Source organism: Pseudomonas sp. 13B_2.1_Bac1 (assembly GCF_025466155.1).
Classification (GTDB): domain Bacteria; phylum Pseudomonadota; class Gammaproteobacteria; order Pseudomonadales; family Pseudomonadaceae; genus Aquipseudomonas; species Aquipseudomonas aylmerensis.
In genome coordinates this window covers 146,015-171,098 of record NZ_JANLOH010000109.1, presented here as the reverse complement: position 1 = coordinate 171,098, position 25,084 = coordinate 146,015, and the positions used below count along the sequence as shown (strand labels likewise).

The following is a 25,084-nucleotide window of genomic DNA, read 5'->3' as shown; positions in this document are numbered from 1 at the left end:
CAGCCAACATGTTCGGTGACTGGCATACCGCTTTCGCGGGCAAGCCCGCTTCCACATTGAGAAGCGTCTTCCATTGCTGCGGCGCAAGGCCCGGCAATTTCAACCGCACAGCCAAACGCGAAGCTTCACACCGTTCAAAAATGTGGGAGCGGGCTTGCCCGCGAAGGCGGTGGATCAGAACCGGCTAAGCTGGCTGACCCACCGCAATCGCCTCCAAGGTGGCGCCGTTCGAATGTGGGAGCCAGCCCACATTAAATAAATCTCCGACCGACTCAGGAACGCGCCAGGGTGAGCAGGCGGTCCCGCCAGGCAGCCTTGGCTGGCAATGCCAGGAAGAATGGGTTCAACAATGAGGCCCGCGCCGGGTAGCTGAACGGCTCGCCGCTCAACTCCAGTACCTCACCGCCCGCCCCTTCGAGCACACCCTGGGCGGCTGCGGTATCCCACTGCGAGGTTGGCGCCAGGCGCGGGTAGCAATCGGCGCTGCCCTCGGCCAGCAGGCAGAACTTCAACGAGCTGCCGATATTGGCCAGCTTCAAGGCGCCCAAGCCTTCGCTCAAGCCGTCCAGCAAACGCTCCTGCTCGGGGCTGGTATGCCGACGGCTGGCCACGACGGTGAAGGACTCGCCCACGGCCGGCGACTCGCGTACCTGGATCTGCTTGGGGGCTTCGTTGACATCCGAGCGCCACGCACCGAGGCCCGCGCCACCAAAGTAGCAACGGCCACTGGTGGGCATGGACACTACACCAAACACCACGCGGCCCTGTTCGATCAACGCCACGTTGACGGTAAATTCCTCGCTGCCGGCGATAAACTCCTTGGTGCCATCCAACGGATCCACCAGCCACCAGCGCTGCCAACCGGCGCGCACGCTCTGGTCAATATCGGCGTCCTCTTCGGACAGCACCGGAATGCTCGGGTCCAAGGCCGTGAGGCCGGCGAGGATCAGGTGATGGGCGGCCAGGTCTGCCGCCGTCACCGGCGAATCATCGGCCTTGGACGTCACCGCCACATCCGCGCGCCAATACGGCAGGATCACTTCACCCGCCTGGCGAGCCAGCTCAATCACCGGGGCGATAAACGGGTGGCCTAAAAACAGTTCGCTCATGCGATAAACGCTCCACGCTGAATCAACAAATCTCGTACCAGATACAGCGCGGCCAGGGCGCGGCCTTCGCTGAATTGCTCGTTCTGCGCCAGTTGCGACAGCTCGTGCAGGTTGACCCTGTCCACGCGCATTGGTTCGGGCTCATCGCCCTCCAGGCGTTCTTCGTAGAGATCAGTGGCCAGCACCACCTGGATCTTCTGGCTCATATAGCCAGGCGACAGCGAAAGCTCGGTCAGATGCTCCAGCTGACGCGCACCGTAGCCCGCTTCTTCCTTGAGCTCGCGGTCCGCCGCCGCCAGCACATCCTCACCGGGCTCGATCAAGCCCTTGGGCAACGACAATTCATACTCGTCCGTGCCGCCGCAGTACTCTTCCACCAGCAACGCGTGCTCGTCGTCGATCATCGCCACGATCATCACCGCGCCGTAACCGGCGCCGCGGCCTACCAGGCGCTCGTAGGTCCGTTCCACGCCATTGGAAAAGCGCAATTGCACTTCCTCCACGCGGAACAAACGGCTACTGGCGACTATTTCGCGGGCGAGGACGGTGGGTTTCTGGCGCATAAGCGGCTCCTTGGCGTGATCGGGTTACTATACCGTGGCTTTTCCGATTGTCTGTGTCGGATATCTTTACTTACATGAGACCACTCCATGCCCTCTCTGCCCTGGCACGCCATCGACACCGTCCTGCTGGACATGGACGGCACGCTGCTCGACCTGCATTTCGACAATCACTTCTGGATGGAACACCTGCCCCAGCGTTACGCCGAGCTGCACGGGGTGAGCCGGGCCATGGCCGAGATGGAATTGCAGCCGCTGTTCGAGCGTAATGCCGGACAGTTGCAATGGTATTGCCTGGATTTCTGGAGCACCGAGCTGAATATCCCAGTGCGCGAGCTCAAGCTGGAAACCGCCCACCTGATCGCCCTGCGCCCGGATGCCGACACGTTCCTGGCGGCGATCAAACAGGCCGGCAAGCGGGTGATCCTGATCACCAATGCTCATCGTGACTCGCTGTCGTTGAAGCTGGAACGCATTGAACTGGCGCCGTATTTCGAGCGATTGATCAGCTCCCACGACTACGGCTTCGCCAAGGAAAACCCGCAGTTCTGGGACGCCCTGCAAGCCGACATTGCCTTCGACCCGGCGCGCAGCCTGTTTATCGACGACACCTTGCCGATCCTGCGCAGCGCCCGCGCGTTTGGCGTGGGGCATTTACTGGCAGTGAAGGAGCCGGATAGCCAGAAGGGGCCGAAGGACACGGCTGAATTTGCAGCAGTGGGTGATTACCGCGATCTCATTGTCGGACTCTGAACCATGTGGGAGGGGGCAAGCCCCCTCCAACATTTCTACGTTGTGTATTACTCAGGAATACGCAGTGTCTGCCCTGGGTAGATTTTGTCCGGATGCGACAACAGCGGCTTGTTGGCCTCGAAAATCTTGTTGTACTGGTTGGCGTTGCCATACACCGCCAGGGAAATCGCGCTGAGGGTGTCGCCCTTTTTCACCACGACGAAACGGGCTGCCGCCACGGCAGGACCGGAAACTGTAATCTGGTCCTCGACGCTGGCAACACCGGCGATATTGCCCGCTGCCAGGATGATTTTTTCTTTCTCCTCCTGCGTCGCTACCTCGCCGGAAATCGTGACCTTGTCACCCTCGACGGTAGCGTGAACGTTAGGGTTACCCAACCCGACATCCTCGATATGCTTTTTCAAATCTTCACCAGCGTTGGCATTGCCTGGTGTCAGCAGCTTGACCAGCTTCTCGCCGGCCTCCTTAACAAAGCTAAAAAGACTCATGGTGCGCTCTCCTTGGTAGTTGATGTCCAGATGCTCAAGACTAGACCAGTCCGACGGATTTGGGTTCCGGCCCGGCCACAGACCCAAACGCGCTAGAATCCCCCCGCCATTGGAATAAGCCCTGGAGCGAAGATGGACATCAAGCAACTCAAATTCCTCATCGCCCTCGACGAGACCCGTCACTTCGGCCAGGCGGCTGCGCGCTGCCACATCACGCAGCCGACCTTGTCGATGCGCCTGCGCAGCCTGGAAGAAGAGCTGGATTTGCCACTGGTCAATCGCGGCCAGCGCTTCGAGGGCTTTACCGCGCCTGGTGAACGCGTGCTGGCGTGGGCACGTACGGTGCTGGCGGCCTACGACGGCTTGCAGGCCGAAGCCGCGGCCTGTCGCGGCAACCTCGTCGGTACGTTGCGCCTGGGTGTGGTGCCGCTGTCGAGCTTCGATCCCCTGGCCTTGATGCAACAATTGCACAAGGAGCACCCGAGCCTGCGCTTCGAACTCTCGGCACTCAGTTCCGAACAGATCCTCGAACAGCTGGCGAGCAATCGCCTGGACCTTGGCGTGTCGTACCTGGAGCGCCTCGACACCGAGCGCTTCGACTCCTTTGCCCTCGGTGAAACCCGCATGGGCCTGCTCTATGACCAGCGCTATTTCAGCTTCGGCGACACGCCGTTGAGCTGGGAGGCCCTGACCGAGCTACCCCTGGGCATGCTCACCAGTGGCATGCATTTTCGTCAGTCCATCGACCATAACTTCCACAGCCGAAACCTGAACCCGCAGCCGCTGCTGCAGACCGACGCCGTCCACCAATTGTTACAAGCTGTGCACGGCGGCCTGTGTTGCGCCGTAATGCCACTGGACGGCGGCCTGGACGCACTCACCGAGCATCTACGCCTGCAACCGATCGAAGACGCCCACACCCTGGCACGCCTGGGGCTGATCATGCGCCGCAGCGCGCCGCGTTCAGCGCTGGCGGAAGCGTGTTTCGCGCTGTATCAGAAATCGCAAACAACGCCTTGATCGACGTCATCTATCGGTAGATCAGTACTGGCAATTAGACGCGACGCTTTGTCGCGCCTAGTCTAAACACTGATCAATCCGTCGGTGGTACAGCCCCATGAACGCCAAGCGCCCAGTCTGCGCGGCGCCCGCCCCTGAAACACCCGCGCCCGCCGCCAGCCAGAGCTACCAGTTTTGCAACCTCGAACACACTGAAGTCGCCCGCACAGCGTTGGCGGAAGAAGTGGCGTTGGCGATTGCCTATAACGACATCAGCCAGGCGGTCATGCTGGTTACGCCGACGGATTTGGAAGACTTTATTGTCGGATTCAGTATCGGCAGCGGCATTATCGCCGACGTTAGCGACATTTATGATCTGAAACTCAGCGGTTCGGGTTCAGCCCAATACGCCCAGGTGCAAATCTCCAGCCGCGCCTTCTGGAACCTCAAGCAGCAGCGCCGCCAATTGGCCGGCACCAGCGGCTGCGGCCTGTGCGGCGTAGAAGCGGTAGAACAGGCACTGCCCGACCTGCAAGTGCTGCCAGGCGCGCCCTTGCCACCTGCCGAATGGCTCGACGGCCTGCGCCAGCGCATCAGTGCGTTCCAGCCGCTGGGCCAATACAGCGGCGCCGTGCACGCGGCAGTGTTCATGAACAACCAGGGCGAACTGCTGATGGGCCGCGAGGACATCGGCCGGCATAACGCCCTCGACAAGTTGATCGGCGCACTGATCCGCCAAAAGATTCCGACTGACGGTGGACTGGCGATTGTCACCAGCCGTTGCAGTCTCGAATTGATCCAGAAAGTCCTGCGCGCGGGCATCCAGACCCTCGTCAGCTTGTCATCGCCCACCGGCCTCGCCCTGCAATGGGCGCGCCGGCACAACCTCAATCTCATCCACCTGCCGCAGAAAAGCGCGCCGCGGGTCTATAGCCCTGCGATGGAGTACCAGCCATGAGCAATCATCACCAAGCCGACCAAACCCCGACCCCGCGCTACAAGCCTTATAAAGGCCCGGCTGGCGGCTGGGGTGCATTGATCAGCGTGGCGCAGGCGTGGTTGACCAGCGACAACGCGCTGAAAAACATCCGCATGATGCTCAAGACCAACCAGAACGGCGGCTTCGACTGCCCGGGCTGCGCCTGGGGCGACTCGCCGGAAAGCGGCATGGTCAAGTTCTGCGAAAACGGCGCCAAGGCGGTGAACTGGGAAGCCACCAAGCGCCGCGTCGACGCTGCATTCTTCGCCAAGCACAGCGTGACCGCGCTGCTGGAGCAGAGCGACTACTGGCTGGAATATCAAGGCCGCCTGACCGAGCCGGTGAGCTATGACGCCGAGACCGACCGCTACAAGCCCATCAGCTGGGAAGCGGCATTCGACCTGATCGGCAAGCATCTCAATGCGCTGCCCAGCCCGGACATGGCCGAGTTCTACACCTCGGGCCGCGCCAGCAACGAAGCGGCGTATTTGTACCAGCTGTTCGTGCGCGCCTACGGCACCAACAACTTCCCGGATTGCTCCAACATGTGCCACGAGGCCAGCGGCGTGGCCCTGGCGCAAAGTGTGGGCGTCGGCAAAGGCACCGTGACCTTTGACGACTTCGAACATGCCGATGCGATTTTCGTCTGGGGCCAGAACCCCGGCACCAACCATCCGCGCATGCTTGAACCGCTGCGCGAAGCGGTTAAGCGCGGCGCACAGGTGGTGTGTATCAACCCACTCAAAGAGCGCGGCCTGGAACGCTTCCAGCACCCGCAACACGCGCTGGAAATGCTCACCAACGGTGACAAGCCGACCAACACCGCCTACTTCCGTCCGGCGCTGGGGGGCGACATGGCCATCCTGCGCGGCATGGCCAAGTTCCTGCTGCTGTGGGAACGCCAGGCCCAGGCTGAAGGCAAGGAAGCGGTGTTCGACCACGATTTCCTCAACGAACACACGGCCAACGTGCTCGACTACCTGGGTCAGATCGACGACACCTCCTGGGATGAAATCGTCGCGCAGTCCGGCCTGACGCTGGTCGAGATCGAGCAAGCGGCGCGCATGTACGCCAAGGGCAAGAACGTGATCATGTGCTGGGCGATGGGCATCACCCAGCATCGCCACTCAGTCCCGACCATCCAGGAAATCGCCAACCTGATGCTGCTGCGCGGCAACATTGGCCGCCCTGGCGCCGGCCTGTGCCCGGTACGTGGGCACAGCAACGTGCAGGGCGACCGCACCATGGGCATCAACGAACGCCCACCGGTGGCATTCCTCGATTCCCTGGAGCGCCGCTTCCAGTTCCAGGTGCCGCGCACCAATGGCCACAACGTGGTAGAAGCGATTCACGCGATGCTCGAAGGTCGCTCCAAGGTGTTTATCGGCCTGGGCGGTAACTTCGCCCAAGCCACGCCGGACAGCCCGCGCACCTTCGAAGCCCTGCGCAATTGCGACCTGACCGTGCAGATCAGCACCAAGCTCAACCGCAGCCATCTGACCCACGGTAAAGACGCACTGATCCTGCCGTGCCTGGGCCGCACCGACATCGACATCCAGGCCGAAGGCCCGCAGGCGGTGACGGTGGAAGACTCGTTCAGCATGGTCCACGACTCCAACGGCCAGTTGCAACCGCTGTCGAAGCTGATGAAGTCGGAACCGGCCATCCTCGCCGGTATCGCCGCCGCGACGCTGGGCAGCAAACCGGTAGACTGGAATTGGCTGGTGGCGGACTACAGCCGTATTCGCGACCTGATCGCCGACACCATCCCGGGCTTCAAGGATTTCAACGAACGCCTGAAACACCCGGGTGGTTTCTACCTGGGCAACTCCGCCGGTGCACGCCGCTGGAACACACCGTCGGGCCGCGCCAACTTCCGCCCGAATATCCTGCCGAAAGACCTGATCCACGAACGCACCCACGCCACAGGCCGCGTGCCGGACCTGATCATGCAATCGATGCGCTCCCACGATCAGTACAACACCACCATTTATGGCCTGGACGATCGCTATCGCGGGGTGAAGGGCCAGCGTGACGTGTTGTTCGTCAACGAAGCCGACATCATCCGCCTGGGCTTCAAGCCGGGGCAGAAGGCCGACATCGTGTCGCTTTGGGAAGACGGTCGCGAGCGCCGCGTGAAAGGCTTCACCCTGCTCGCGTTCGATATCCCCGCCGGGCAGGCAGCGGCCTACTATCCAGAAGTGAACCCACTGGTGCCGTTGGAAAGCACCGGCGATGGCAGCCACACGCCAACCTCGAAATTCGTGGCGATTTGCCTGGAAGCGGCGAGCGACAGTGGCTTGATCATGGCCCGCTCAGCCTGACACACGGCGCAAGCCCGCGTGCTGTGACAGGACACCATGTTGTGTCCTGCCGATTTGTTGCTGTGTCCAGCAGGCTCGTCACTGTGGCGAGCGAGCTTGTTATTGTGGCGAGCGGGCTTGCCCCGCGTTGGGCTGCGCAGCAGCCCCAATAACAGCAGCGCACAGTTCCAGTCAGACCCCAATCACCTGGTCTCGGGACCGCTTCACAGCCCAACACGGGACAAGCCCGCCCACCCCATTACAAAGCACTCTAGAGCCCAAATCGCGGGCAAAAAAAAGGCCGCTTTTGCATAAAAGCGGCCGTTCCGAAGTAACTAGAGACTCGCAAAAATTACTTAAGTTCCCCATAAAAAACAGCAACTTAGCAAATTGTATACAACCCATACCACTGGTCGGTTTTCGATTGTCAGTGCCTCGATACAACCTCAGGATCGCGCCGTCATCCTCTTGAGGTCTCTCTATGAAGTTCTCCTCGATTCTCTTGTTGTCCCTTGGCCTGGTCAGTGGCGCAGCCATGGCCGGTGGCACCACCGAAGCCGGTGTGGGCGGCGCATTGGGCGGGGTACTCGGTTCAGTTGTAGGCCAGCAGATCGGTGGTAATACCGGTTCGGCCATCGGCGCAGCCCTCGGCGGTGCGGGCGGCAGTGCGGTCGGTGCCGACAAACGCAGCCGTGGCGAAGCCGCCATTGGCGGCGCCCTGGGCGCAGCCGGCGGTAACGTCGTGGGCCGCAGCATGGGCGGCAACACCGGCAGCCTGATCGGCGCAGCCGCCGGCGGTGGCGCAGGTGGCGCACTGGGTAACTACATGGGCAACAAGAGCGATGATGACGATCGTCGCTCCCGTGGGCGTGATAACCGTCGTTATGACCGTGATGACCATCGCGGCCGTGGCCATGCGTACGGGCATCGCAAGAACAAGCATCACTACCGTCATCGGTAATTCAGCGACCTGAAGGACTCACCAGGCCACTGGGAGCTGGCTTGCCTGCGATAGCGTTGGATCAGGCTCAGACTGACCGTCTGGCAACCAACCATCACGGGCAAGCCGGCGCCGACATAAATGGCGTCACACTACCAACCGCTGCAGCGCCTCGCGCAGCCTCCCCGGAATGGCCACCGGCTGGTTCGTCCCGCGATCGACAAACACATGCACAAAGCGCCCCGCTGCGCAGGCGTCTTCTTCGCCAGCCTTGAACACCGCTAACTCGTACTGCACTGAGCTGTTGCCCAACTTGCCCACGCGCAGGCCAATGTCGATACGGTCCGGAAAGGCAATCGAGGCAAAGTAATCGCACGCCGAACTCACCACAAACCCCACGACCTCACCCTCATGAATATCCAACCCGCCCTGCTCGATCAGGTAGGTATTCACCGCGGTGTCGAAGAAGCTGTAGTAGGTCACGTTGTTCACATGGCCATACACATCGTTGTCGTGCCAGCGCGTGATGATCGGCTGGAAGTGACGGTAATCAGCGCGTTGCGGCATTGACTCAGGCATGGGCAGGTCTCACTGAAAGTAGGTTTACAAGTCATTCAGATGGGCTTGGGCCCACTCACGCACATCGGCGTAGGGGTAGTCCTCCAGCGCAGCAAAACCGGGAATGCCCCGCGCCTTCAGCTTGGTAAACAGCGGCACGCTGATGCCGCCCAGGAACCGCGTCAGCCGCTCGGCGCCGGGCAGTTGGCCGGTATGTTCATGATGCCTGTGGATAAAGTCACCGCACAGGCCCATGAAGTTTTTATCCACAAGCGGCGGCAGACTGGGCGGTGCTGGCAGATGCGCCACGTCACCGTGGCAGACCGAACAATGTCCGCAACGCTGGGGCGCTTTTTCATCCCCGAAATACTGCGCAAGGCGCTGGCCGAGGCACTGTTCGGTGGCGAACAGATCAAGCATGGCGTGAATCCGCGCCACCTCTCCCACCTCGTGCTGCTTGAAGCCTGTGTATAACTCGGCGCTCAGCGCCTGTGGGTCAAAATCGATATTGAGCAGGCTGTAGACCTCGGTCATCTGCTTGCTTTCCAGCTCGATCAGACCTTGTTCCTGGAAGTAATCCAGCGCCTTCACCACCCGATTGCGCTCGGCATTGTGCTGTTGATAAAGCGCGTCAAAATCCACGGTAGCCCAGGTTTTCGCGCGCTTGCACACCTGGACAATCGCCGCGACAAACTGCTGCCGCTCGCCGGAAAATCGTGCAAGCAACGCCTCCGGTTCAATCAGGTACTTGAAGCGGTACTCGGCATAAAACGCATAGCGCGGCGCGATCACGCCCCTGAGCTCCAATTGCACCAGCAGGGTCTTCAGGGGCAGCTCGCGGATATTGCTGTGGTCCGACAATGAGCGCAGCAGGAACTCCCATTGCCCCTCACTGCGCGCGGCCTGCAATTCCTCCAGCACACGGCGAATACCGTCCTGCTCGGGGGTATCGCCGTACACGAAGTTTTCCAGCACGTTGAGGCTGTCGCGGTTGGCCAGCACCAGGCAGTCGGAGGGCTGCCCATCACGCCCGGCACGACCGATTTCCTGGCTGTAGTTCTCGATGGATTTGGGCAGGTCGAAGTGCACCACATTGCGGATATCACTCTTGTCGATGCCCATGCCAAACGCGATGGTGGCGACAATGCAATTGGAGCGCCCACTCATGAATCGCTGCTGGATACCTTCGCGTTTATCGCTGGGTAAACCGGCGTGGTACGCCTCGGCCTGGATGCCATTGCGATTCAGATGTTCGGCGATCTGCTCGGCGGTTTTCTGCAAGGTCACGTAGACGATGCTCGGCTGATCGGCGCGCTCGGCCATCCACTGCACCAGCCGCCGACGCTTGTCGGCGCCGGCTACCGGCTCAACCAGCAGGTTGAGGTTGGGCCGGTAGAAGCCCGTGGTGACCACATCCTGCGGCGCGATGGCAAACTTGGCCTGCATGTCGGCAATCACCTTGGGCGTGGCCGTCGCAGTCAGCAACAGCGCCTGTGGGATATTGAACTGACGCTGGTAGTCCGGCAGCTTGAGGTAGTCCGGACGGAAGTTATGGCCCCACTCGGAAATACAGTGCGCTTCATCCACCACCAGCAGCGAGATCTGCACGCTCTGCAGGAAGTTGCGAAAACGCTCGTTCTTCAGGCGCTCCACGGAAATCATCAGGATTTTCAACTCGCCCGAACGCGCGCGGGCCATCACATCATTGGCGTCATCGCGGCTTTGCGCCGAGTCGATGCTGCCCGCGCAAATGCCGTGGCGCTGCAGGAAACCCAGTTGGTCCTGCATCAACGCCAACAACGGCGACACTACCAGCGTCAGGTGCGGCAGCAATACCGCAGGCAGCTGGTAACACAGGGACTTGCCCGACCCGGTAGGGAAAATGGCTGCGGCCGAACGGCCGGCCAGTACGGCGCTGACCGTTTGTTCCTGGCCTAAACGAAACTGTGGATAACCAAAGACCTGCTGGAGGGTGTCGTGCATTCGCTGTCACTCCATTGACCGCTGAGTTGGCTCAAAAACATAGCCCGAAAACTTCAGCGAATCGAGAAAGGTCGCATGGAAAAAAGAGACAGGATGATACACAGACTGAGGGATGGCCTAGGGCCGAAGTGGGATTTTTCGCGGGGTTTTGTAAGAACATCACAAACCAAAAGTGGGAGTTAGCTTGCCCGCGAGGACGGTGTGTCAGTCGATAGAGCACTGACTGATAAACCGCCTTCGCGAGCAAGCCCGCTCCCACATTTTTAGCGCTGTATTACGCCTGAATCAGCGGTTCTGCACGCGCTCGATCGCCGCGTCGTACACCGGGTTGGCCTTCTGCTCCTTGGCCAACTGATAGTGACGCAACGCATCCGGGAACTGCCCCGCCGCTTCGTAGATCCGCGCGATGTTGTAGTAAGCACCGGCACGCACGGTGGCGGCATTCGCGCCGGTCGCCAGGGCGATGGCCTTGCGGTTGGCCCAGATCGACTCGGCGGTATTGCCAGCCTTCTGATACGCCAGGCCCAGGTTGCCGTAGGCCTTGCCGAAGCCGTTGTCCAATTCGATAGCCTGGCGGAACAGGTCAATGGCCTGGTCCAGCTTGCCAGCCTGGTAGGCCGCTTCACCTTGCACGTTCAGACGTTTCGCATCGGTCTGTGCGGAAGAGCTGACAGCCACCGCCGTGACCGCCACGCTGTCATCCAGCAGGGGTTTGACTTCATTGAGCACGTTCGCAGCATTCACTGTGACACCGCTGAAGGTGTTGATGTCCTGGAAGTCGCCGCTGCCGGTCATGCGGAAGACTGTCCACAGGTTGCCACTGCGGTTTTGCGGCACGTAGTAAGTGCGCACCAGCGATTGGCCCATGTACACGAACACCTTGGCTTCGCTATTGGACAACTGGCGCGAACCTGGATTGCCGCGGTTGGTGAAGTCATGCACAGCGTAGACGTAACTTTCGCCGTAGTGCTTTTTCTGCAGGGTGATGGTTTCCGGGCCATAACTGTCGACGTCATCCACGTCCAGCTCGGCGTCGGTGCCCGTCTTGTTTTCGAAGTAAATATTGTTGCCCGGGAAGATCATGTGGGAGTCGAGGTCTTCCGGGTTTTTGCCCCAGGTCAGTACGACGCGCAGGCCGTCGAGGTTTTCCATCACGGGGCTAATGGCGTAGGTCATGCCTGCGCACGGGCACTTCACCACAAGGTTCGAGTAGCCGGGCTTCTTGATGATCAGCAGGTTGCTGGCATCGTCAGCGGCTTCGCTGGTGAGCGTCACCTGGCCCTGGGCGTTGGTGCGGCCCACGACGTTCTGTGCGCCGTTGCGCTGCAACAGCACTTCGGCATCGGCGATTTTCTGGTCCTTGACCACCGCGCTGAGCACCTCGATCGGCAACTGCGCAGCCTGGATGGAAAAGGCCACTGCACACAAAGACATCGCCGAGGCGACACGAAGCAAACCCATGCTTAACTCCCTTTAAGTAGCGGGCGAAATTGCCCTACAAGATTTTGCGGTGAAACATACGCTGAATTCCGCCCGCCGGAGGATTTTTTGTACAGAATGTGACGTGGTTTATATCCCGCCTGGCGACGCAAGCATTGCGCTACAATCAAACCTTGCTACCCAGGAGTACGCTGCGATGAGCGAACTGACGTTTGAGCAAAAACAGGATCATTACCACAAGATCCGCCGTTCCAATTACTTGGCCAGCCTGCGTCTGGAAGGGTTTGATACCCAACCGACCGACGTCGACAAGCCCCTGCCGACCCGCGAGGCCGTGCTCGCCAAGTACCGCAATAATTCGCGCTGATGCTCGACAAATACGGGGTGGGCCAGGATCCTTACTGCTATCCCGGTAGCAGTGTCCTGCGCAACCGCCTCGATTTGCTCGACGAAGCTGACCTGCACCAGGCCGAGCGCGAACTGTCCGAAATCGCCGTAGGCAACCTCCCCCTCTTTCCCCCGCCCTACGACCTCGAACGCTTGCAACACATCCACCGCACGCTGTTCAGTGACCTCTACGAGTGGGCTGGCGAGCTGCGCAGCGTCAATCTCCAGAAAGGCGACACCCTGTTCTGCACCCCGGAACGCATTCCACCGGAAGCCGCGAAAATCATCCGGCCTATGGAGGACGCGAACTGGTTCGTCGGCGTGAGCCAGGCTGAGCTGGTGAGCAAGATCGCCGAGGCCTATGGCGACCTCAACGTTATCCACCCCTTCCGTGAGGGCAACGGCCGGGCGCAGCGGATTCTGTTTGAACAGATCATCGTGAATGCGGGATTTTCGGTGAATTGGTGGCTGGTGAAACACGCGGCGTGGATACCGGCGAATATTGACGCAGTGGCGTGTGATTATCGGGGGCTGGAGGCGATTTTTGAGCGGTGTATCAATCGGCCTGTCGGTGCTTGAGCGAACCCCGCGCACTTAAACTATCTGTTTATTGTCGAAAACCAACTCAGTTCTAAGGTTCGCGGTGTCGCCGCCAAATCAGCGACTGGGTTTGGTCACCCGAAAAATCTCGGAAAGCCCTGTAAGAAACCTCCAAATGTCGCGCCATCCCCTTCCGAAACTGCTTAAAACTCCTGCCCGCCCCCCTATAAAACTTACCTTTCTCTGACTGAAACTAACGCCCTTTCAACAGCTCCCGGCATATATCCGTGAATATCGAAAGGACTCAATACAATGGCCACTACGGCGTCACCTTCACGGTGCTGCGTCTTATCGTCCCGCCTTCCAATCACCTTGTACTGGCAAACCTCTGCTTGCTGGAAGCAGGTATTTCTGCAAACGAGGTGCGCCGAAGACTCGTAGATCTCTACAGAAAAATGCTCGCTCGCGATTTGCCTTGCAGGATGACTGTGGCCATCTCCAAACCGCTGACCCGACAACAGGCTGAATTACTCAACATTCGTGGGGAGACCGTTGCAGGATTAATCAGCGGCGCCGTGTCCGCACCAATGAGCCTGGCATCGCCTGCGGCGGGGCTCGCCGCTGGAGCCGCTGCAGGCCTGGCGATTAAAGGGATCATTCGTAGCTATCACGCTGGTGATGTGGCTATCGGCCTCGACGCACAAGTAAGCGGCGGAATTGGTCCTCAGCGATCACTGTCGGCCATGGTCCGGCAATTCCAGGGTGGTTAATGCAATGAATGAATACATTCAGTGGATCAACCTGCTTCTCCTTCTCGTACTGGCTGGAATTGTCGACAGAACAATAAAGCGCCCCTTACTCAGAATATGGCTTGGATTCTACTTCCTGGTAGCCGGCCCGGCGCTCCTGCTGTATGCCACCTCTTGGATCAGAGAGACACAGCTTGAAAGCCTGCCGATAATCGCCTTCGTGACAGGCATCGGGTTATTGAGCACCCAAAATATATATTGCAGGGCTAAAACCCATCACCCTTTATTCATCGCCCCAACCTTGAACCTTGCGCCGGACTTCCCTGATGACCCGCTCATGCTCCATCTCCTGCAAATTTTGCATGAGGGCATCGGCCTGCCCAAACACAAAACCATCACCCTCGACACATCAGTCAACCATGACCTCGGGTGTAACAGTGCCGAAGCCAAGCAATTGATGGCACTACTGAAGCTTGAATTCGGCATGAGCCTAGGGGACTACAACGACAAACGCTACTTCAAGCGTCGAGGCTTTGACGCGTATTTGCGATATGTGGAAAAAGGCAGCGAGGGAAAGCGCCCTTTAACCGTTGGCATGCTCTACCACGCTGTAAAAGCCAAGTCCTGGGATACCCAGGCACTCGAAACGAAGGGATATCAGAAACCGTGAATGTCTACCTGCAAGCAATGTGCTTCCTCGGTTTCTACCTGGTACTTCACTATCAAATTAACGACTGCACCCTCAGAAAGCGCTTCGCGCTCACATTCCTCACAGCAGGCCTTCTTTTGACACTCCTTCTACCCTATGTGCAAGTGATCCTCAGAATGCCTTTTATACCTGTCTTCCTATTCTTGATAGGCTTGGCACTCTTTATCACCCGAAACACACACCGCTCCCAACGCAACCATTCCCCTCACCCATTCCTGCGTGCTCCCACCATGAACCTCGCGCCCAACTTCCCCGAAGATCCCGTCATGCGGCAACTCCTGCAACTGCTGCACGAGGAGATCGGACTGCCGAAACACAAGACCCTTCGCCTGCAGACCTCACTCAACTTCGACCTGGGCTGCGACGGCAGTGAGGCCAAGCAACTCATGGAAGCACTGGAGCAGGAATTTGCCCTCGACCTGGGCGACTACGACACTTATCGTTACTTCAACCCGCCGGTGTTTGATGTGTTTCTCAAGCGTCGGGCCAAGGGCCGTGGTGAGAAGGTGCCGCTGACCATCGGCATGCTCTACCTGGCCATCAAAACCAACAGCTGGGACACGCAGACCCTGGAAAACCTGAGCTAGTCCCAAGAGCACCGAACATCAAATGTGGGAGCGGGCTTGCTCGCGAATGCGCTGGGTCAGGTTGAGTAATTTCTCACTGATATACCCCATTCGCGAGCAAGCTCACTCCCACATTTGGTTATGCGCTAACCTGGTGAACTGCCTACATACCAAGGACCTTACATGGACGTAATGATGGGCCTGCTGGCCGCCCTGCTCTGGGGCGGTACGGATTTTCTGGTGGGCCTCAATGCCCGCGCCGTGGGCGTTAAACGCGCAGTGTATTTCGGCCAGGCCCTGGGCTTTTTGATCATGACCCTGCTGCTGGTCATCTTCCCCGCCTTGCTGGTCAAATCCCTGGATGCCTCATTGAGCGTCTGGCTGCTGGGCATTGCTGCCGCGCTGTTCACGGTCTCCGGCGCGCTTGCCTTGTCCAAGGCCTTTGCGCTGGGCAAAGCCGCCATTGTGGCGCCGCTGGTGACGTCCTACGGCGTGGTCACCACCCTGCTGTCCTGGGCGACCGGTGAACACATCAGCCTGGTCCAACTCGGTTGCATCGGCCTGTGCGTGATCGGCGTAGTCCTCTCCAGCATCCACAAGGACAACGGCGTTCCTCACAACAGCTCTAACCACTCCATCGCCTACGCCATGCTCGCCGCAACGCTGTACGGCACCAGCTTCTGGCTGCAAGGCCGCTACACACTGCGTGCGCTGGGGCCGATCACCATGCTCTGGCTGGGCTATCTGGTCGGCCTCTGCGTTCTGGTGGTGATGGTGCTGAAGATCAAGGATGGCCTGAAGATTCCGCCGCTGAAAAACTGCGCGACATTGACCGGCGCGAGCTTGATGAACCTGGGCGGGTTCTCGGCATTTTCGTGGGGGGCGATGGCAGGGTCGGTGTCTGTAGTGACGGTGATCAGTACATTGTCAGGTGGGATTGCGGCGATTCTGGGGTTCGTGTTTTTCAAGGAGCGGCTGTCAGCAGTGCAGGTGCTCGGGGTTGTGCTGGTGCTGGCCGGCGCGGTGGTTTTGCATATCGCACACTGATCCAACGCCCACAAAAAAGCCGCCCACGAGGGGCGGCGTTTTTACAGCGACCGAATCTTACAACTTCGGACCCGCAGCCTTGATCGCATCGCTCACTTCAAACTTCTTGAAGTTCTCGATGAACAGACCAGCCAGCGCTTTCGCTGCTTCGTCGTAGGCAGCCTTGTCAGCCCAGGTGTTACGTGGGTTCAGCAGGCCGGTTTCAACGCCCGGTACGGCCAGTGGCACGTCGAGGTTGATGGTGTCGAGGTGTTCGGTTTGCGCACCAATCAACGCGCCGCTCTGGATCGCTGCGATCACGCCGCGAGTAGTCGGGATGTTGAAGCGCTTGCCGACGCCGTAGCCGCCGCCAGTCCAGCCGGTGTTGACCAGGTAGACCTTGGAGCCGAAGCCACGGATACGCTTGATCAACAGCTCAGCGTATTCACCGGCCGGACGTGGGAAGAACGGCGCGCCGAAGCAGGTGGAGAAGGTCGACTTGATGCCGGCGCCCGAGCCCATTTCGGTTGAACCCACCAGTGCGGTGTAGCCGGACAGGAAGTGGTAGGCCGCTTGCTCTTCGCTGAGGATCGACACTGGAGGCAGTACGCCAGTCAGGTCGCAGGTCAGGAAGATCACAGCATTTGGCTCGCCGCCCAGGTTCTGCTCGGAACGCTTGGCAACGTGCTCCAGCGGGTAGGCAGCGCGGCTGTTCTGGGTCAGGCTGACATCGGCGTAGTCGGCGTGCTTGGCATCGTCGATCACTACGTTTTCCAGCACGGCGCCGTGCTTGATGGCTTTCCAGATGACCGGCTCGTTCTTCTCGGACAGGTCGATGCACTTGGCATAGCAACCGCCTTCGATGTTGAACACCACGCCCTCGCCCCAGCCGTGTTCATCGTCACCGATCAGGTAACGGCTTTCGTCTGCGGACAGGGTGGTCTTGCCGGTGCCGGACAGGCCGAAGAACAAGGTCACGTCGCCTGCTTCGCCAATGTTGGCGGCGCAGTGCATCGGCAATACGTCGGAAGCTGGCAGCAGGTAGTTCTGCACCGAGAACATGGCTTTTTTCATTTCACCGGCGTAGCGCATGCCGGCGATCAGGACTTTTTTCTGGGCGAAGTTGAGGATCACGCAACCGTCGGAGTTGGTGCCGTCACGCTCAGGCACGCACTCGAAGTTGGCTACGTTGAGCACTTGCCACTCTTCACGACCGGCTGGGTTGTACTGGGCCGGGTTGATGAACAGGCAACGACCGAACAGGTTCTGCCAGGCAGTCTGGGTGGTCATTTTGACGGCCAGGTAGTGGTCTTCTGCAGCCCCTACGTGAACGTGGGAAACGAAATGCTCTTGCGCGTTGTTGAATGCCTCGACGCGAGCCCACAGGGCATCGAACTTGTCGGCCGGGAACTTGCGGTTGATCGGGCCCCAGGCGATGGAATCCTGGGTGGAAGGCTCTTCAACGATGAAACGATCGACTGGCGAACGACCGGTACGGTGACCGGTTTCTACGACCAGCGCGCCAGTATCGGCAAGCACGCCTTCACCGCGCTGCAGGGCTTCTTTGACCAGATCGTCAACACTCAGATCGGTGTATACGGCGTTATTGGCTTGCGTCATGAGGTTCCCCGTCGGCCTATGGCCGAGTGCTCCAAACGTTTTGTAGTAGAAAGTTGCGCACTACTACCGCGAAAAAAGTGGGCCGGATTATGCCAGAAAAGCCCAAAAAGAGTAGGGCCCTCCCGTCAGAACAGCGCTAATCCGGCATTCGTCAGGTGATTTACCTGTGCTTAAACGTTTTAGTGGCGGGTGTCGGAAGGGGTGTCGATACCTGCACCGGCGAACAACTGAGCAACATCGGCGGCATCGAACAGGTAGCGCTGGTTGCAGAACTGGCAGTCGATCTCGATATGGCCACCGTGCTCCACCACCAGATTCTGCGCATCTTCCAGGCCCAGGCTCACCAAGGCATTGGCCGAACGCTCGCGCGAGCAGCTGCAATGGAAGCGCAGGGTCTGTGCGTCGAACAGGCGCACGGCCTCTTCGTGGTACAGGCGATGCAGGATGGTTTCGTTGTCCAGGGCGAGCAACTCTTCAGCCGTCAGGGTGCCGGCCAGGGCGGTGAGTTTGCGCCAGCTATCGGTACGCTCGTCGTCGTCCTTGATGCGGTCAGCCGGCAATTGCTGCAGCAGCAGGCCACGGGCGCGCTTGCCGTCGGCGTTGAGCCAGAACTTGGTGCCGACTTGCTGGGACATCACGAAATAGTTGGTGAAGCAGTCCGACAGGGTTTCGCCGTCGAGGTCGACGATGCCCTGGTAGCGCTGGCCTTCAGTCGGATCGACGGTGATCGCCAGTACGCCGTTGGCCATCAGGTCGGAAAGCGTGGCGTTTGGAGTAATCAAGTCGGCGTCGTAACGGGCCAGGCCACGGATTTCGCGCTCGCTGGAGCACTCGATCATCAGCATCGGGACCGGGCCTTCGGAACGGGCCTGCAGGATCAGCAAACCATCGAATTTCATCGTGCCGACCAGCAGCGCAGCCGCCGCCATCAACTCACCGAGCAGTTGCGCGACCGGCTCCGGATAGGGGTGCTTGGCAAGGACTTCGGCATAGCTGCGCTCCAGCGAGACCAGTTCGCCGCGGGCGTCGTTCTCGTCAAAGATAAAGCGTTGGGTGAAGTCGGTATCCGGTAGATCAGTCATAGGTCTGGGTATCTGAATTGATGACAAATTGATTACAAGGTTTATAAAATTAAACGCTTTAGCACCATCTTGGTGCGGCTTTCTCCTGGAAACAGAGAGCTTAATTGAGCGAGAGGGACAGTTTATGAACAATCCGGGTTTGTTCCAAGCCAAGTGGAACCTCCGGCGATGGGCTCTTTGCAATCTACTCGCTATCGGGCTGCTGTGTTTTTGGCTGTGGCCCACGGGCCAGATGCTGTGTGTGATTTTCGACGAGTGGCTGTTTCATCTGCTCAATGATCCGCTGGCGAGCAACTCAACGTGGCTGCATGTGTGGGCCGTGGCCAGTTTGCGGCCATTTGATGCGGTAGTCGGGGTGATTCTGCTGACGCTGCTGATTCGCGGTGAGTGGGTATTCAAGGCCGTGCAAGTGCGCCAGGCAGTGTTAGGTTTTGTCGGCATTCTGCTGCTGTTGCTGTTTATCCGCATGCTGTTTTCCAAACTTGCGGCACAAATGGGCTGGCAACACAGCAGCCCGTCGATGGTGATCAGCGGCGCGATTCATATGAGTGACTATTTTCCGGGGCTGGAGAAGACTTGGGAATTGAAGGACCGCTCAAGCCAGAGCTTCCCGGGGGATCATGCTTCGGTGTTGTTGATCTGGGCGATGTTCATGACCGTGTTTGCCAAACGCATCGGCCAGATCCTGGTGATCTGGGGCCTGGCGCTGTTGTTCATGATGCCGCGACTGGTAGCAGGCGCGCATTGGGGGCAGGATGATTACATCGGCGGTGTACTGCTGGCGCTGTTGGCACTGGGCTGGGGCTATTACACGCCGTTTGCGGCGAAGGTGTCGAATGGGTTGCTGCGGCTGACGGCGCCGGTGTTCGGACTGTTTCAGCGGGTGCCGCTGATCGGCCGACTGAGCATCATGAACTCGCCGCAATAACCGACCGTGGCGAGCGGGCTTGCCCCGCGTTGGGCGGCGAAGCAGCCCTGAAAACAGACGCCTCACTGTGCAGGGAAACAGGCGGAGGGGCCTTGATGGGGCTGCTGCGCAGCCCAACGCGGGGCAAGCCCGCTCGCCACAACAAGTCCGCTGCAGCACTGGGACAGATATGGGTCGCCGGCGGAGCTAGTCGTCATTGCCACTGCCGCGAAACTTGAACAGGTCGCGGCGTTGCTTCTTGCTCGGCTTGCCATCGGTGGTCATGCCGGTGGCGCCCGCCTTGCGCATGGCCGCCGCGTTTTCGCGCTTGGCGATACTCGCTTCGGTCTCGGTGTACAACGCCTGCGCTTCGGGCGCACCACGGCGCACAATCGAAAGCGCCTGGACCACTACGGTCTTCTCGTCAAAGCCTGTACGAATCTGCAACTCATCACCGACACGTGGCTCTTTGCCCGGCTTGCAGCGCTCGCCGCGATGATGCACCTTGCCGCTCTCGATGGCAGCCTTGGCCAGGGCACGTGTTTTGTAGAACCGCGCGGCCCACAACCACTTGTCCAGACGGACCTTTTCTTCCTCTTCCTGCTTTTGAGCCACTTGAATTCCCCGCTCTGAAAAATGTCGCAACTTTACCGTTGAAACCCTTCGACGCATAAACCCCAAGGCTCACCTAAGATACGCCAGGTAGCACCCTGATTTCGCGAGGATTCACCGTGACCGACTTTCCTATTTCACTCACCTCGCCTAACCAACGGTGCGTGGGGTGCCAGCAAAGCGAGCCCTTGGGTTTCGACTTTGCCTTTGCCTACCAACCTATCGTAGACCTGCGAGACCATACGATTTTTGCCAACGAAGCCTTGGTGCGCGGTATCAATGGCGAAGGCGCGATGTCGGTACTAGAGCAGGTCAACGACAGCAACCGCTACCGTTTCGACCAGCGCTGCCGGACCCAGGCAATTGCCCAGGCCAGCGCACTGGGCATGCAAACCCACCTTTCCATCAACTTCATGCCCAACGCCGTATACCGTCCGGAGTTGTGCATCCGCAGCACCCTGGAGGCGGCTCGCGCGCACAATTTTCCGCTGGACCAACTGATTTTCGAGACACTGGAAAGCGAGCACGTAGATAACTATCGCCATTTGACCAATATTCTGCGTGAATATCGTGAATTCGGCTTCAAGACCGCCATCGACGATTTCGGCGCGGGCTATTCGGGGCTGAATCTGCTGGCCGATTTCCAACCTGACTTGATCAAACTCGACATGGCGCTGATCCGCGATGTCGATCAGGACCGTGTCCGTCAGGTGATCGTCCAGGGGATTGTCACAATCTGTGAGCAGTTGGGGGTTACTGTCATCGCCGAAGGCATCGAAAGTGCCGGCGAACGCGATTTCCTGTCCGACTGCGGAATATTTCTGATGCAGGGTTATTGGTTCGCCAAGCCCGCATTCAAAGCCCTGGCCGAGGTTTCCCCGCGCGCCTGGGCGAATTGACCGGTTACCCATATTGAAGACATTTGACCATTTGACCGTTGTGGGTCTGCGTGAGTGGGTGGCACTTCCCGATCTGGGAGTGGCAGGCCTGCGCGCGAAGATCGACACCGGTGCCAGCACCTCCAGCCTGCACGCCACCGATATCGAGCCGTTTGAGCGCGACGGTGAGAAGTGGGTGCGCTTCACCGCCCACCTGGGCAGCGTGGTGCAACTGCGTCACCGCCGCTGCGAAGCGCCCCTGGTGACGATGAAAACCATCAAGAGCTCCAACGGCCATGCGCAGGTTCGCTATGTGATCAGCACCACCTTGGCGATGGGGGATCGGGTATGGCGGGTGGAGTTCACCCTGGCCTGCCGCAAGGCCATGCGTTACCGCCTGTTGCTGGGTTCCAAGGCGCTGATTGACGGCCATCTGGTGGTCAATCCCGGCGTCAAGTACGTTCAAGACAAGCCGGTGTTCCCGGTCTCTACTATTTCTGCCCCAGGTGCTGCATGAAGATTGCTGTGCTGTCGCGAAACCCGCGTCTGTATTCCACCCGCCGCCTGGTCGAGGCCGGCACCGAACGTGGCCACGAAATGGTGGTGATCGACACGTTGCGTGCCTACATGAACATTGCCAGCCACAAGCCGCAGATCCACTACCGGGGCAAGCCGCTGGAAGGGTTTGATGCGGTGATCCCGCGGATCGGCGCCTCGGTGACGTTCTATGGCTGCGCAGTGTTGCGCCAGTTTGAAATGATGGGCGTGTTCCCCCTCAATGAATCGGTGGCCATCGCCCGCTCACGGGACAAGCTGCGCTCGCTGCAATTGCTCTCGCGTCGCGGCATTGGCCTGCCGGTAACCGGCTTTGCCCACTCGCCCGATGACATCCCTGACCTGATCGAGATGGTCAACGGCGCGCCGTTGGTGATCAAAGTACTGGAAGGCACCCAGGGCATCGGTGTGGTGCTGTGTGAAACCGCGACCGCCGCCGAGTCGGTGATCGAGGCGTTCATGGGGCTCAAGCAGAACATCATGGTGCAGGAATACATCAAGGAAGCCGGTGGCGCGGATATCCGTTGCTTCGTGGTGGGCGACAAGGTGATTGCCGCCATGAAGCGCCAGGCCAAGCCCGGTGAGTTCCGCTCCAACCTGCACCGTGGCGGCAGCGCCAGCCTGATCAAGATCACCCCTGAAGAACGCATGACCGCGCTGCGTGCAGCCAAGGTAATGGGGTTGAGCGTGGCGGGTGTGGATATCCTGCGATCCAACCATGGCCCGCTGGTGATGGAAGTGAACTCATCACCGGGCCTGGAAGGCATCGAGACCACCACCGGCAAGGACGTGGCGGGGATCATCATCCAGCACCTGGAGAAAAATGGCGGGCCGAACATGACCAGGACCAAGGGCAAAGGCTAGTCTCAAGCTGTAAGCTGCAAGCCTCAAGCTGCAAGAAAGAGCAAATCGGCTTGCCTTGCTCTTGCAGCTTATAGCTTGAAGCTTGAAGCTGGACCTGCCGCTACACCGCGTCGCGGGGCAACATCAGGCCAAGCGGCAGCCGTACGCGCGCTTCCAGGCCGCCCCCTTCGCGGTTGCGCAGCTCGACATTGCCGCCGTGCATCGAGGCGATCCGGCGGACGATTGCCAACCCCAGACCAGTGCCCTTGCCACCCCGCGCACGATCGCCACGGGTGAACGGGTTGAAGATGCCTTCCAGCTCGGCCGGGTCAATGCCGGTGCCACGGTCCATCACACTCAGCACCACATAAGGTGCCGCGCTGTCGCCGGACACATACGCCGCCACTTCCACATCCGAGCCGGCATGGTGCAAGGCGTTGCCGATGAGGTTGTTCAACAAACGCTTCATGGACACCCGGCGCAGCGCAAACGGCTGGATCGGTTCCAGGCGCATGCGTACCTGTTCGCCGTTCTGGTTGTAAGGCGCTACCACCTCACGCACCAGGTCCGTCAGGTCGACCTCCTCCACCACCTCGTCACGACCATCGCGGATAAACGCCAGGAACTGGTCGAGAATCGCGTCCATGTCCTCGATATCGCGAACCATGTCATCGGTCAGGTCGGAATGATTGCCCATCAGTTCCAGAGAAAGCCGCAAGCGCGTCAACGGTGTGCGCAGGTCATGGGACACGCCCGCCAGCATCAGCTCGCGTTCGCGCCCGGCCTGTTCAACGTCCTCTGCCATCTGGTTGAACGCGCCATACACCTCGGTCATCTCACTGGGCGTATCGCTGACCGGCAAGCGCACGCTGCGACCCTGCCCCAGCTGGCGCGCAGCAAAGACCAGGCGCTTGAGTGGCTGGTTGAGCTGGCGCACGAAAATCCACGCCGAGGCGGTTGAGAGCAGCCCGATCGCCAGGAACCAGCCCAGCACGTTCCAGATCTTCTGCCCCCGCAGCGGGTGCGGGTACAGCGGCACCTTGATCCAGGCATCCCCCAGGCTCGGCGCCCTCACCCACAATGCGGGTGATACATGCATGCGCAACCGAACTTCGGTGTCCTCGCCCAGCTCGGCCTGCATCTGGCGCTGGTAGATCTCGCTGTAAGGCCAATGTTGCTCGCCTTCCGGCACGCCGGCCCCGTCAACCCGAATCAATGTCGACGCCTTGGCGATTTTTTCACGACTCTCGGGATCGGCTGCCCAATAGCCACGTAATGTCAGGGCGACACCGTGGCTGTACTGCCGATCCACCAGCACGTCTTCGTTCATCAACAGATAAACCAGCGTGAGCGCCTTGGAAAACAGAACGACGATCAGCACCAGCCAAAGGGTGCGGGAGAAAAAACTTTGCGGGAACCAAAGAGGGGTTTTCATAGAAGACAGCTGGACACCTGGCAGGAACGAGCGGCGCTCGCAGAATTGCAGACGCCGGGCATCCCGTCGACCCTCATGGAGTCAAACGTTGGAATGCCCGCCCTGCAAATCATTGGTCACTTTGTTGCGGTGCCATCCGGCACAAACACATAGCCCACGCCCCATACCGTCTGGATGTACCGTGGTTTGGACGGATCCGGCTCGATCATCCGACGCAGACGGGAGATCTGCACGTCGATGGAGCGCTCCAGGGCGTCCCACTCCCGGCCACGGGCCAGGTTCATCAGCTTGTCGCGGGTCAGCGGCTGGCGCGCGTTCATCACCAGCGCCTTGAGCACGGCGAATTCGCCGGTGGTGAGCATGTGCACTTCATCGCCGCGCTTGAGCTCACGAGTGGCCAGCGACAGTTCGTAGTCGCCAAATGTGACGCTCTCGTCTTCGCTGCCTGGGGCACCGGGTACCGGAGCGGCCTGGCGACGCAGCACGGCCTTGACCCTGGCCATCAGCTCGTCAGGGTTGAACGGCTTGGCCAGGTAGTCATCAGCGCCCAGTTCGAGGCCCTTGATGCGGCTCAACTCATCACCCTTGGCGGTGAGCATGATGATCGGAATCTGGTTGTTCGCGCTGCGCAGGCGCTTGCAGGCGGTGAGGCCGTCTTCGCCGGGCAACATCAGGTCGAGCACGACCAGGTTGAACACTTCACGCCCCAACAGGCGGTCCATTTGCTCGGTGTTCGGCACCGCGCGGGCACGATAGCCCTTGGAGTTGAAGAAACGCTCCAGCAGGCTGCTCAGCCCCGGATCGTCATCAACGATGAGAATTTTTTCGCCTTCAGCAGTTTGTGCAGTGCTGCTCATTGGATGCTCCTCTTATCTCGGCGCGCATTATGGCGTAGCTGCCGTTATACGCACCGTGTGCATTGTTAGCAGATTTTTCCTCTACTGCCAGCGAACCCGCGTCCCACAACCACGGGCGCAGTACCCCCCAAGGACAGAACGCTGGTTATAATGCGGCGCCGTCGTGCAGGGCAACGTCAGATCGTTACCGTTTACTGCCGGGCTTT

Annotated in this window: 26 protein-coding genes; 15 read left to right on the top strand and 11 right to left on the bottom strand. The window is 59.8% G+C overall.

Annotated features, from left to right (window positions below; translation table 11 throughout):
* Nucleotides 1-272 precede the first annotated feature (272 nt).
* Nucleotides 273-1,109: a 3'(2'),5'-bisphosphate nucleotidase CysQ gene (cysQ, locus tag NTD80_RS28300; protein ID WP_065899619.1), complete on the bottom strand. Its 837-nt coding sequence runs from the start codon at nt 1,107-1,109 to the stop codon at nt 273-275.
* Nucleotides 1,106-1,672: an ADP compounds hydrolase NudE gene (gene nudE / locus NTD80_RS28295; RefSeq protein ID WP_065899618.1), complete on the bottom strand. Its 567-nt coding sequence runs from the start codon at nt 1,670-1,672 to the stop codon at nt 1,106-1,108. The genes cysQ and nudE overlap by 4 nt, the downstream gene beginning before the upstream one ends.
* Before the next feature lie 87 nt (nt 1,673-1,759).
* On the opposite strand from nudE, the gene yrfG reads away from it, so the two are divergent.
* Nucleotides 1,760-2,422, top strand: coding sequence for a GMP/IMP nucleotidase (gene yrfG / locus NTD80_RS28290; RefSeq protein ID WP_120447393.1), 663 nt, complete (start codon nt 1,760-1,762; stop codon nt 2,420-2,422).
* 47 nt (nt 2,423-2,469) lie between these two features.
* Here the strand turns inward: yrfG and lysM are convergent, their stop codons facing one another.
* A complete protein-coding gene (lysM, locus tag NTD80_RS28285) occupies nt 2,470-2,910 on the bottom strand; it encodes a peptidoglycan-binding protein LysM (RefSeq protein ID WP_065899616.1) in 441 nt (146 codons plus the stop codon).
* Nucleotides 2,911-3,042: 132 nt separating this feature from the next.
* Between lysM and NTD80_RS28280 the strand changes: the two genes are divergently transcribed.
* The 4 genes from NTD80_RS28280 (at nt 3,043) to NTD80_RS28265 (ending at nt 8,152) form a co-directional block, all read left to right on the top strand.
* Complete coding sequence (locus NTD80_RS28280) at nt 3,043-3,930, top strand: LysR family transcriptional regulator (RefSeq protein ID WP_065899615.1); 888 nt, start codon at nt 3,043-3,045, stop codon at nt 3,928-3,930.
* Nucleotides 3,931-4,027: 97 nt separating this feature from the next.
* Nucleotides 4,028-4,867 carry a formate dehydrogenase accessory sulfurtransferase FdhD gene (gene fdhD, locus NTD80_RS28275; RefSeq protein ID WP_065899614.1) on the top strand — a complete coding sequence of 280 codons (840 nt, stop codon included), beginning with the start codon at nt 4,028-4,030 and terminating at the stop codon, nt 4,865-4,867.
* Nucleotides 4,864-7,212 carry an FdhF/YdeP family oxidoreductase gene (locus tag NTD80_RS28270; protein WP_262135651.1) on the top strand — a complete coding sequence of 783 codons (2,349 nt, stop codon included), beginning with the start codon at nt 4,864-4,866 and terminating at the stop codon, nt 7,210-7,212. The genes fdhD and NTD80_RS28270 overlap by 4 nt, the downstream gene beginning before the upstream one ends.
* A 460-nt stretch (nt 7,213-7,672) precedes the next feature.
* Nucleotides 7,673-8,152, top strand: a complete 480-nt coding sequence (locus tag NTD80_RS28265) for a glycine zipper domain-containing protein (protein ID WP_065899612.1) — start codon at nt 7,673-7,675, stop codon at nt 8,150-8,152.
* A gap of 126 nt (nt 8,153-8,278) precedes the next feature.
* On the opposite strand, the gene NTD80_RS28260 is transcribed toward NTD80_RS28265, so the two are convergent.
* From NTD80_RS28260 to NTD80_RS28250, 3 genes are all read right to left on the bottom strand, one after another.
* Complete coding sequence (locus NTD80_RS28260; RefSeq protein ID WP_262135650.1) at nt 8,279-8,710, bottom strand: acyl-CoA thioesterase; 432 nt, start codon at nt 8,708-8,710, stop codon at nt 8,279-8,281.
* A 24-nt stretch (nt 8,711-8,734) separates the two neighbouring features.
* Nucleotides 8,735-10,672: an ATP-dependent DNA helicase RecQ gene (locus NTD80_RS28255; protein ID WP_262135649.1), complete on the bottom strand. Its 1,938-nt coding sequence runs from the start codon at nt 10,670-10,672 to the stop codon at nt 8,735-8,737.
* Nucleotides 10,673-10,957: 285 nt separating this feature from the next.
* Entirely contained in the window at nt 10,958-12,133 is a 1,176-nt protein-coding gene (locus NTD80_RS28250; RefSeq protein ID WP_262135648.1) for a tetratricopeptide repeat protein, read from the bottom strand.
* Between the two features lie 175 nt (nt 12,134-12,308).
* Here NTD80_RS28250 and NTD80_RS28245 point away from each other — a divergent pair, with 175 nt between their 5' ends.
* The 6 genes from NTD80_RS28245 (at nt 12,309) to NTD80_RS28220 (ending at nt 16,110) form a co-directional block, all read left to right on the top strand.
* Entirely contained in the window at nt 12,309-12,479 is a 171-nt protein-coding gene (locus NTD80_RS28245; protein ID WP_106805439.1) for a YhfG family protein, read from the top strand.
* On the top strand, nt 12,479-13,078 hold the full coding sequence (locus tag NTD80_RS28240) for a putative adenosine monophosphate-protein transferase Fic (protein ID WP_262135647.1): 600 nt from the start codon (nt 12,479-12,481) through the stop codon (nt 13,076-13,078). Before NTD80_RS28245 ends, NTD80_RS28240 begins: the two co-directional genes overlap by 1 nt.
* Nucleotides 13,079-13,326: 248 nt before the next feature.
* Complete coding sequence (locus NTD80_RS28235; RefSeq protein ID WP_262135646.1) at nt 13,327-13,809, top strand: hypothetical protein; 483 nt, start codon at nt 13,327-13,329, stop codon at nt 13,807-13,809.
* Between the two features lie 4 nt (nt 13,810-13,813).
* Complete coding sequence (locus NTD80_RS28230; RefSeq protein WP_262135645.1) at nt 13,814-14,458, top strand: DUF1493 family protein; 645 nt, start codon at nt 13,814-13,816, stop codon at nt 14,456-14,458.
* A gap of 269 nt (nt 14,459-14,727) precedes the next feature.
* Nucleotides 14,728-15,084 carry a DUF1493 family protein gene (locus NTD80_RS28225; RefSeq protein WP_065899606.1) on the top strand — a complete coding sequence of 119 codons (357 nt, stop codon included), beginning with the start codon at nt 14,728-14,730 and terminating at the stop codon, nt 15,082-15,084.
* A gap of 174 nt (nt 15,085-15,258) precedes the next feature.
* Complete coding sequence (locus NTD80_RS28220) at nt 15,259-16,110, top strand: DMT family transporter (protein WP_262135675.1); 852 nt, start codon at nt 15,259-15,261, stop codon at nt 16,108-16,110.
* A gap of 57 nt (nt 16,111-16,167) precedes the next feature.
* Here the strand turns inward: NTD80_RS28220 and NTD80_RS28215 are convergent, their stop codons facing one another.
* Together NTD80_RS28215 and hslO are read right to left on the bottom strand one after the other, a co-directional pair.
* Nucleotides 16,168-17,709 (bottom strand): phosphoenolpyruvate carboxykinase, encoded by a 1,542-nt coding sequence (locus tag NTD80_RS28215; protein ID WP_065899605.1) that lies wholly within the window; start codon nt 17,707-17,709, stop codon nt 16,168-16,170.
* A gap of 179 nt (nt 17,710-17,888) precedes the next feature.
* Nucleotides 17,889-18,791, bottom strand: a complete 903-nt coding sequence (gene hslO / locus NTD80_RS28210) for an Hsp33 family molecular chaperone HslO (RefSeq protein ID WP_065899604.1) — start codon at nt 18,789-18,791, stop codon at nt 17,889-17,891.
* Nucleotides 18,792-18,915: 124 nt separating this feature from the next.
* Here hslO and NTD80_RS28205 point away from each other — a divergent pair, with 124 nt between their 5' ends.
* Complete coding sequence (locus tag NTD80_RS28205) at nt 18,916-19,719, top strand: phosphatase PAP2 family protein (RefSeq protein WP_065899603.1); 804 nt, start codon at nt 18,916-18,918, stop codon at nt 19,717-19,719.
* Between the two features lie 186 nt (nt 19,720-19,905).
* On the opposite strand, the gene NTD80_RS28200 is transcribed toward NTD80_RS28205, so the two are convergent.
* Nucleotides 19,906-20,313: an RNA-binding S4 domain-containing protein gene (locus NTD80_RS28200; protein WP_078046385.1), complete on the bottom strand. Its 408-nt coding sequence runs from the start codon at nt 20,311-20,313 to the stop codon at nt 19,906-19,908.
* 116 nt (nt 20,314-20,429) lie between these two features.
* On the opposite strand from NTD80_RS28200, the gene NTD80_RS28195 reads away from it, so the two are divergent.
* Genes NTD80_RS28195 through rimK form a run of 3 tightly spaced genes read left to right on the top strand, consistent with a single transcriptional unit; the run spans nt 20,430 to nt 22,607 of the window.
* A complete protein-coding gene (locus NTD80_RS28195; RefSeq protein ID WP_106805442.1) occupies nt 20,430-21,209 on the top strand; it encodes an EAL domain-containing protein in 780 nt (259 codons plus the stop codon).
* 31 nt (nt 21,210-21,240) lie between these two features.
* On the top strand, nt 21,241-21,705 hold the full coding sequence (locus tag NTD80_RS28190; protein ID WP_371856063.1) for an ATP-dependent zinc protease: 465 nt from the start codon (nt 21,241-21,243) through the stop codon (nt 21,703-21,705).
* Nucleotides 21,702-22,607, top strand: a complete 906-nt coding sequence (gene rimK, locus NTD80_RS28185; RefSeq protein ID WP_003187674.1) for a 30S ribosomal protein S6--L-glutamate ligase — start codon at nt 21,702-21,704, stop codon at nt 22,605-22,607. Before NTD80_RS28190 ends, rimK begins: the two co-directional genes overlap by 4 nt.
* 100 nt (nt 22,608-22,707) lie before the next feature.
* Here the strand turns inward: rimK and NTD80_RS28180 are convergent, their stop codons facing one another.
* Together NTD80_RS28180 and ompR are read right to left on the bottom strand one after the other, a co-directional pair.
* Nucleotides 22,708-24,021 (bottom strand): ATP-binding protein, encoded by a 1,314-nt coding sequence (locus NTD80_RS28180; protein WP_065899599.1) that lies wholly within the window; start codon nt 24,019-24,021, stop codon nt 22,708-22,710.
* 116 nt (nt 24,022-24,137) lie between these two features.
* Nucleotides 24,138-24,878, bottom strand: a complete 741-nt coding sequence (ompR, locus tag NTD80_RS28175) for a two-component system response regulator OmpR (RefSeq protein ID WP_065899598.1) — start codon at nt 24,876-24,878, stop codon at nt 24,138-24,140.
* Nucleotides 24,879-25,084: the final 206 nt, after the last annotated feature.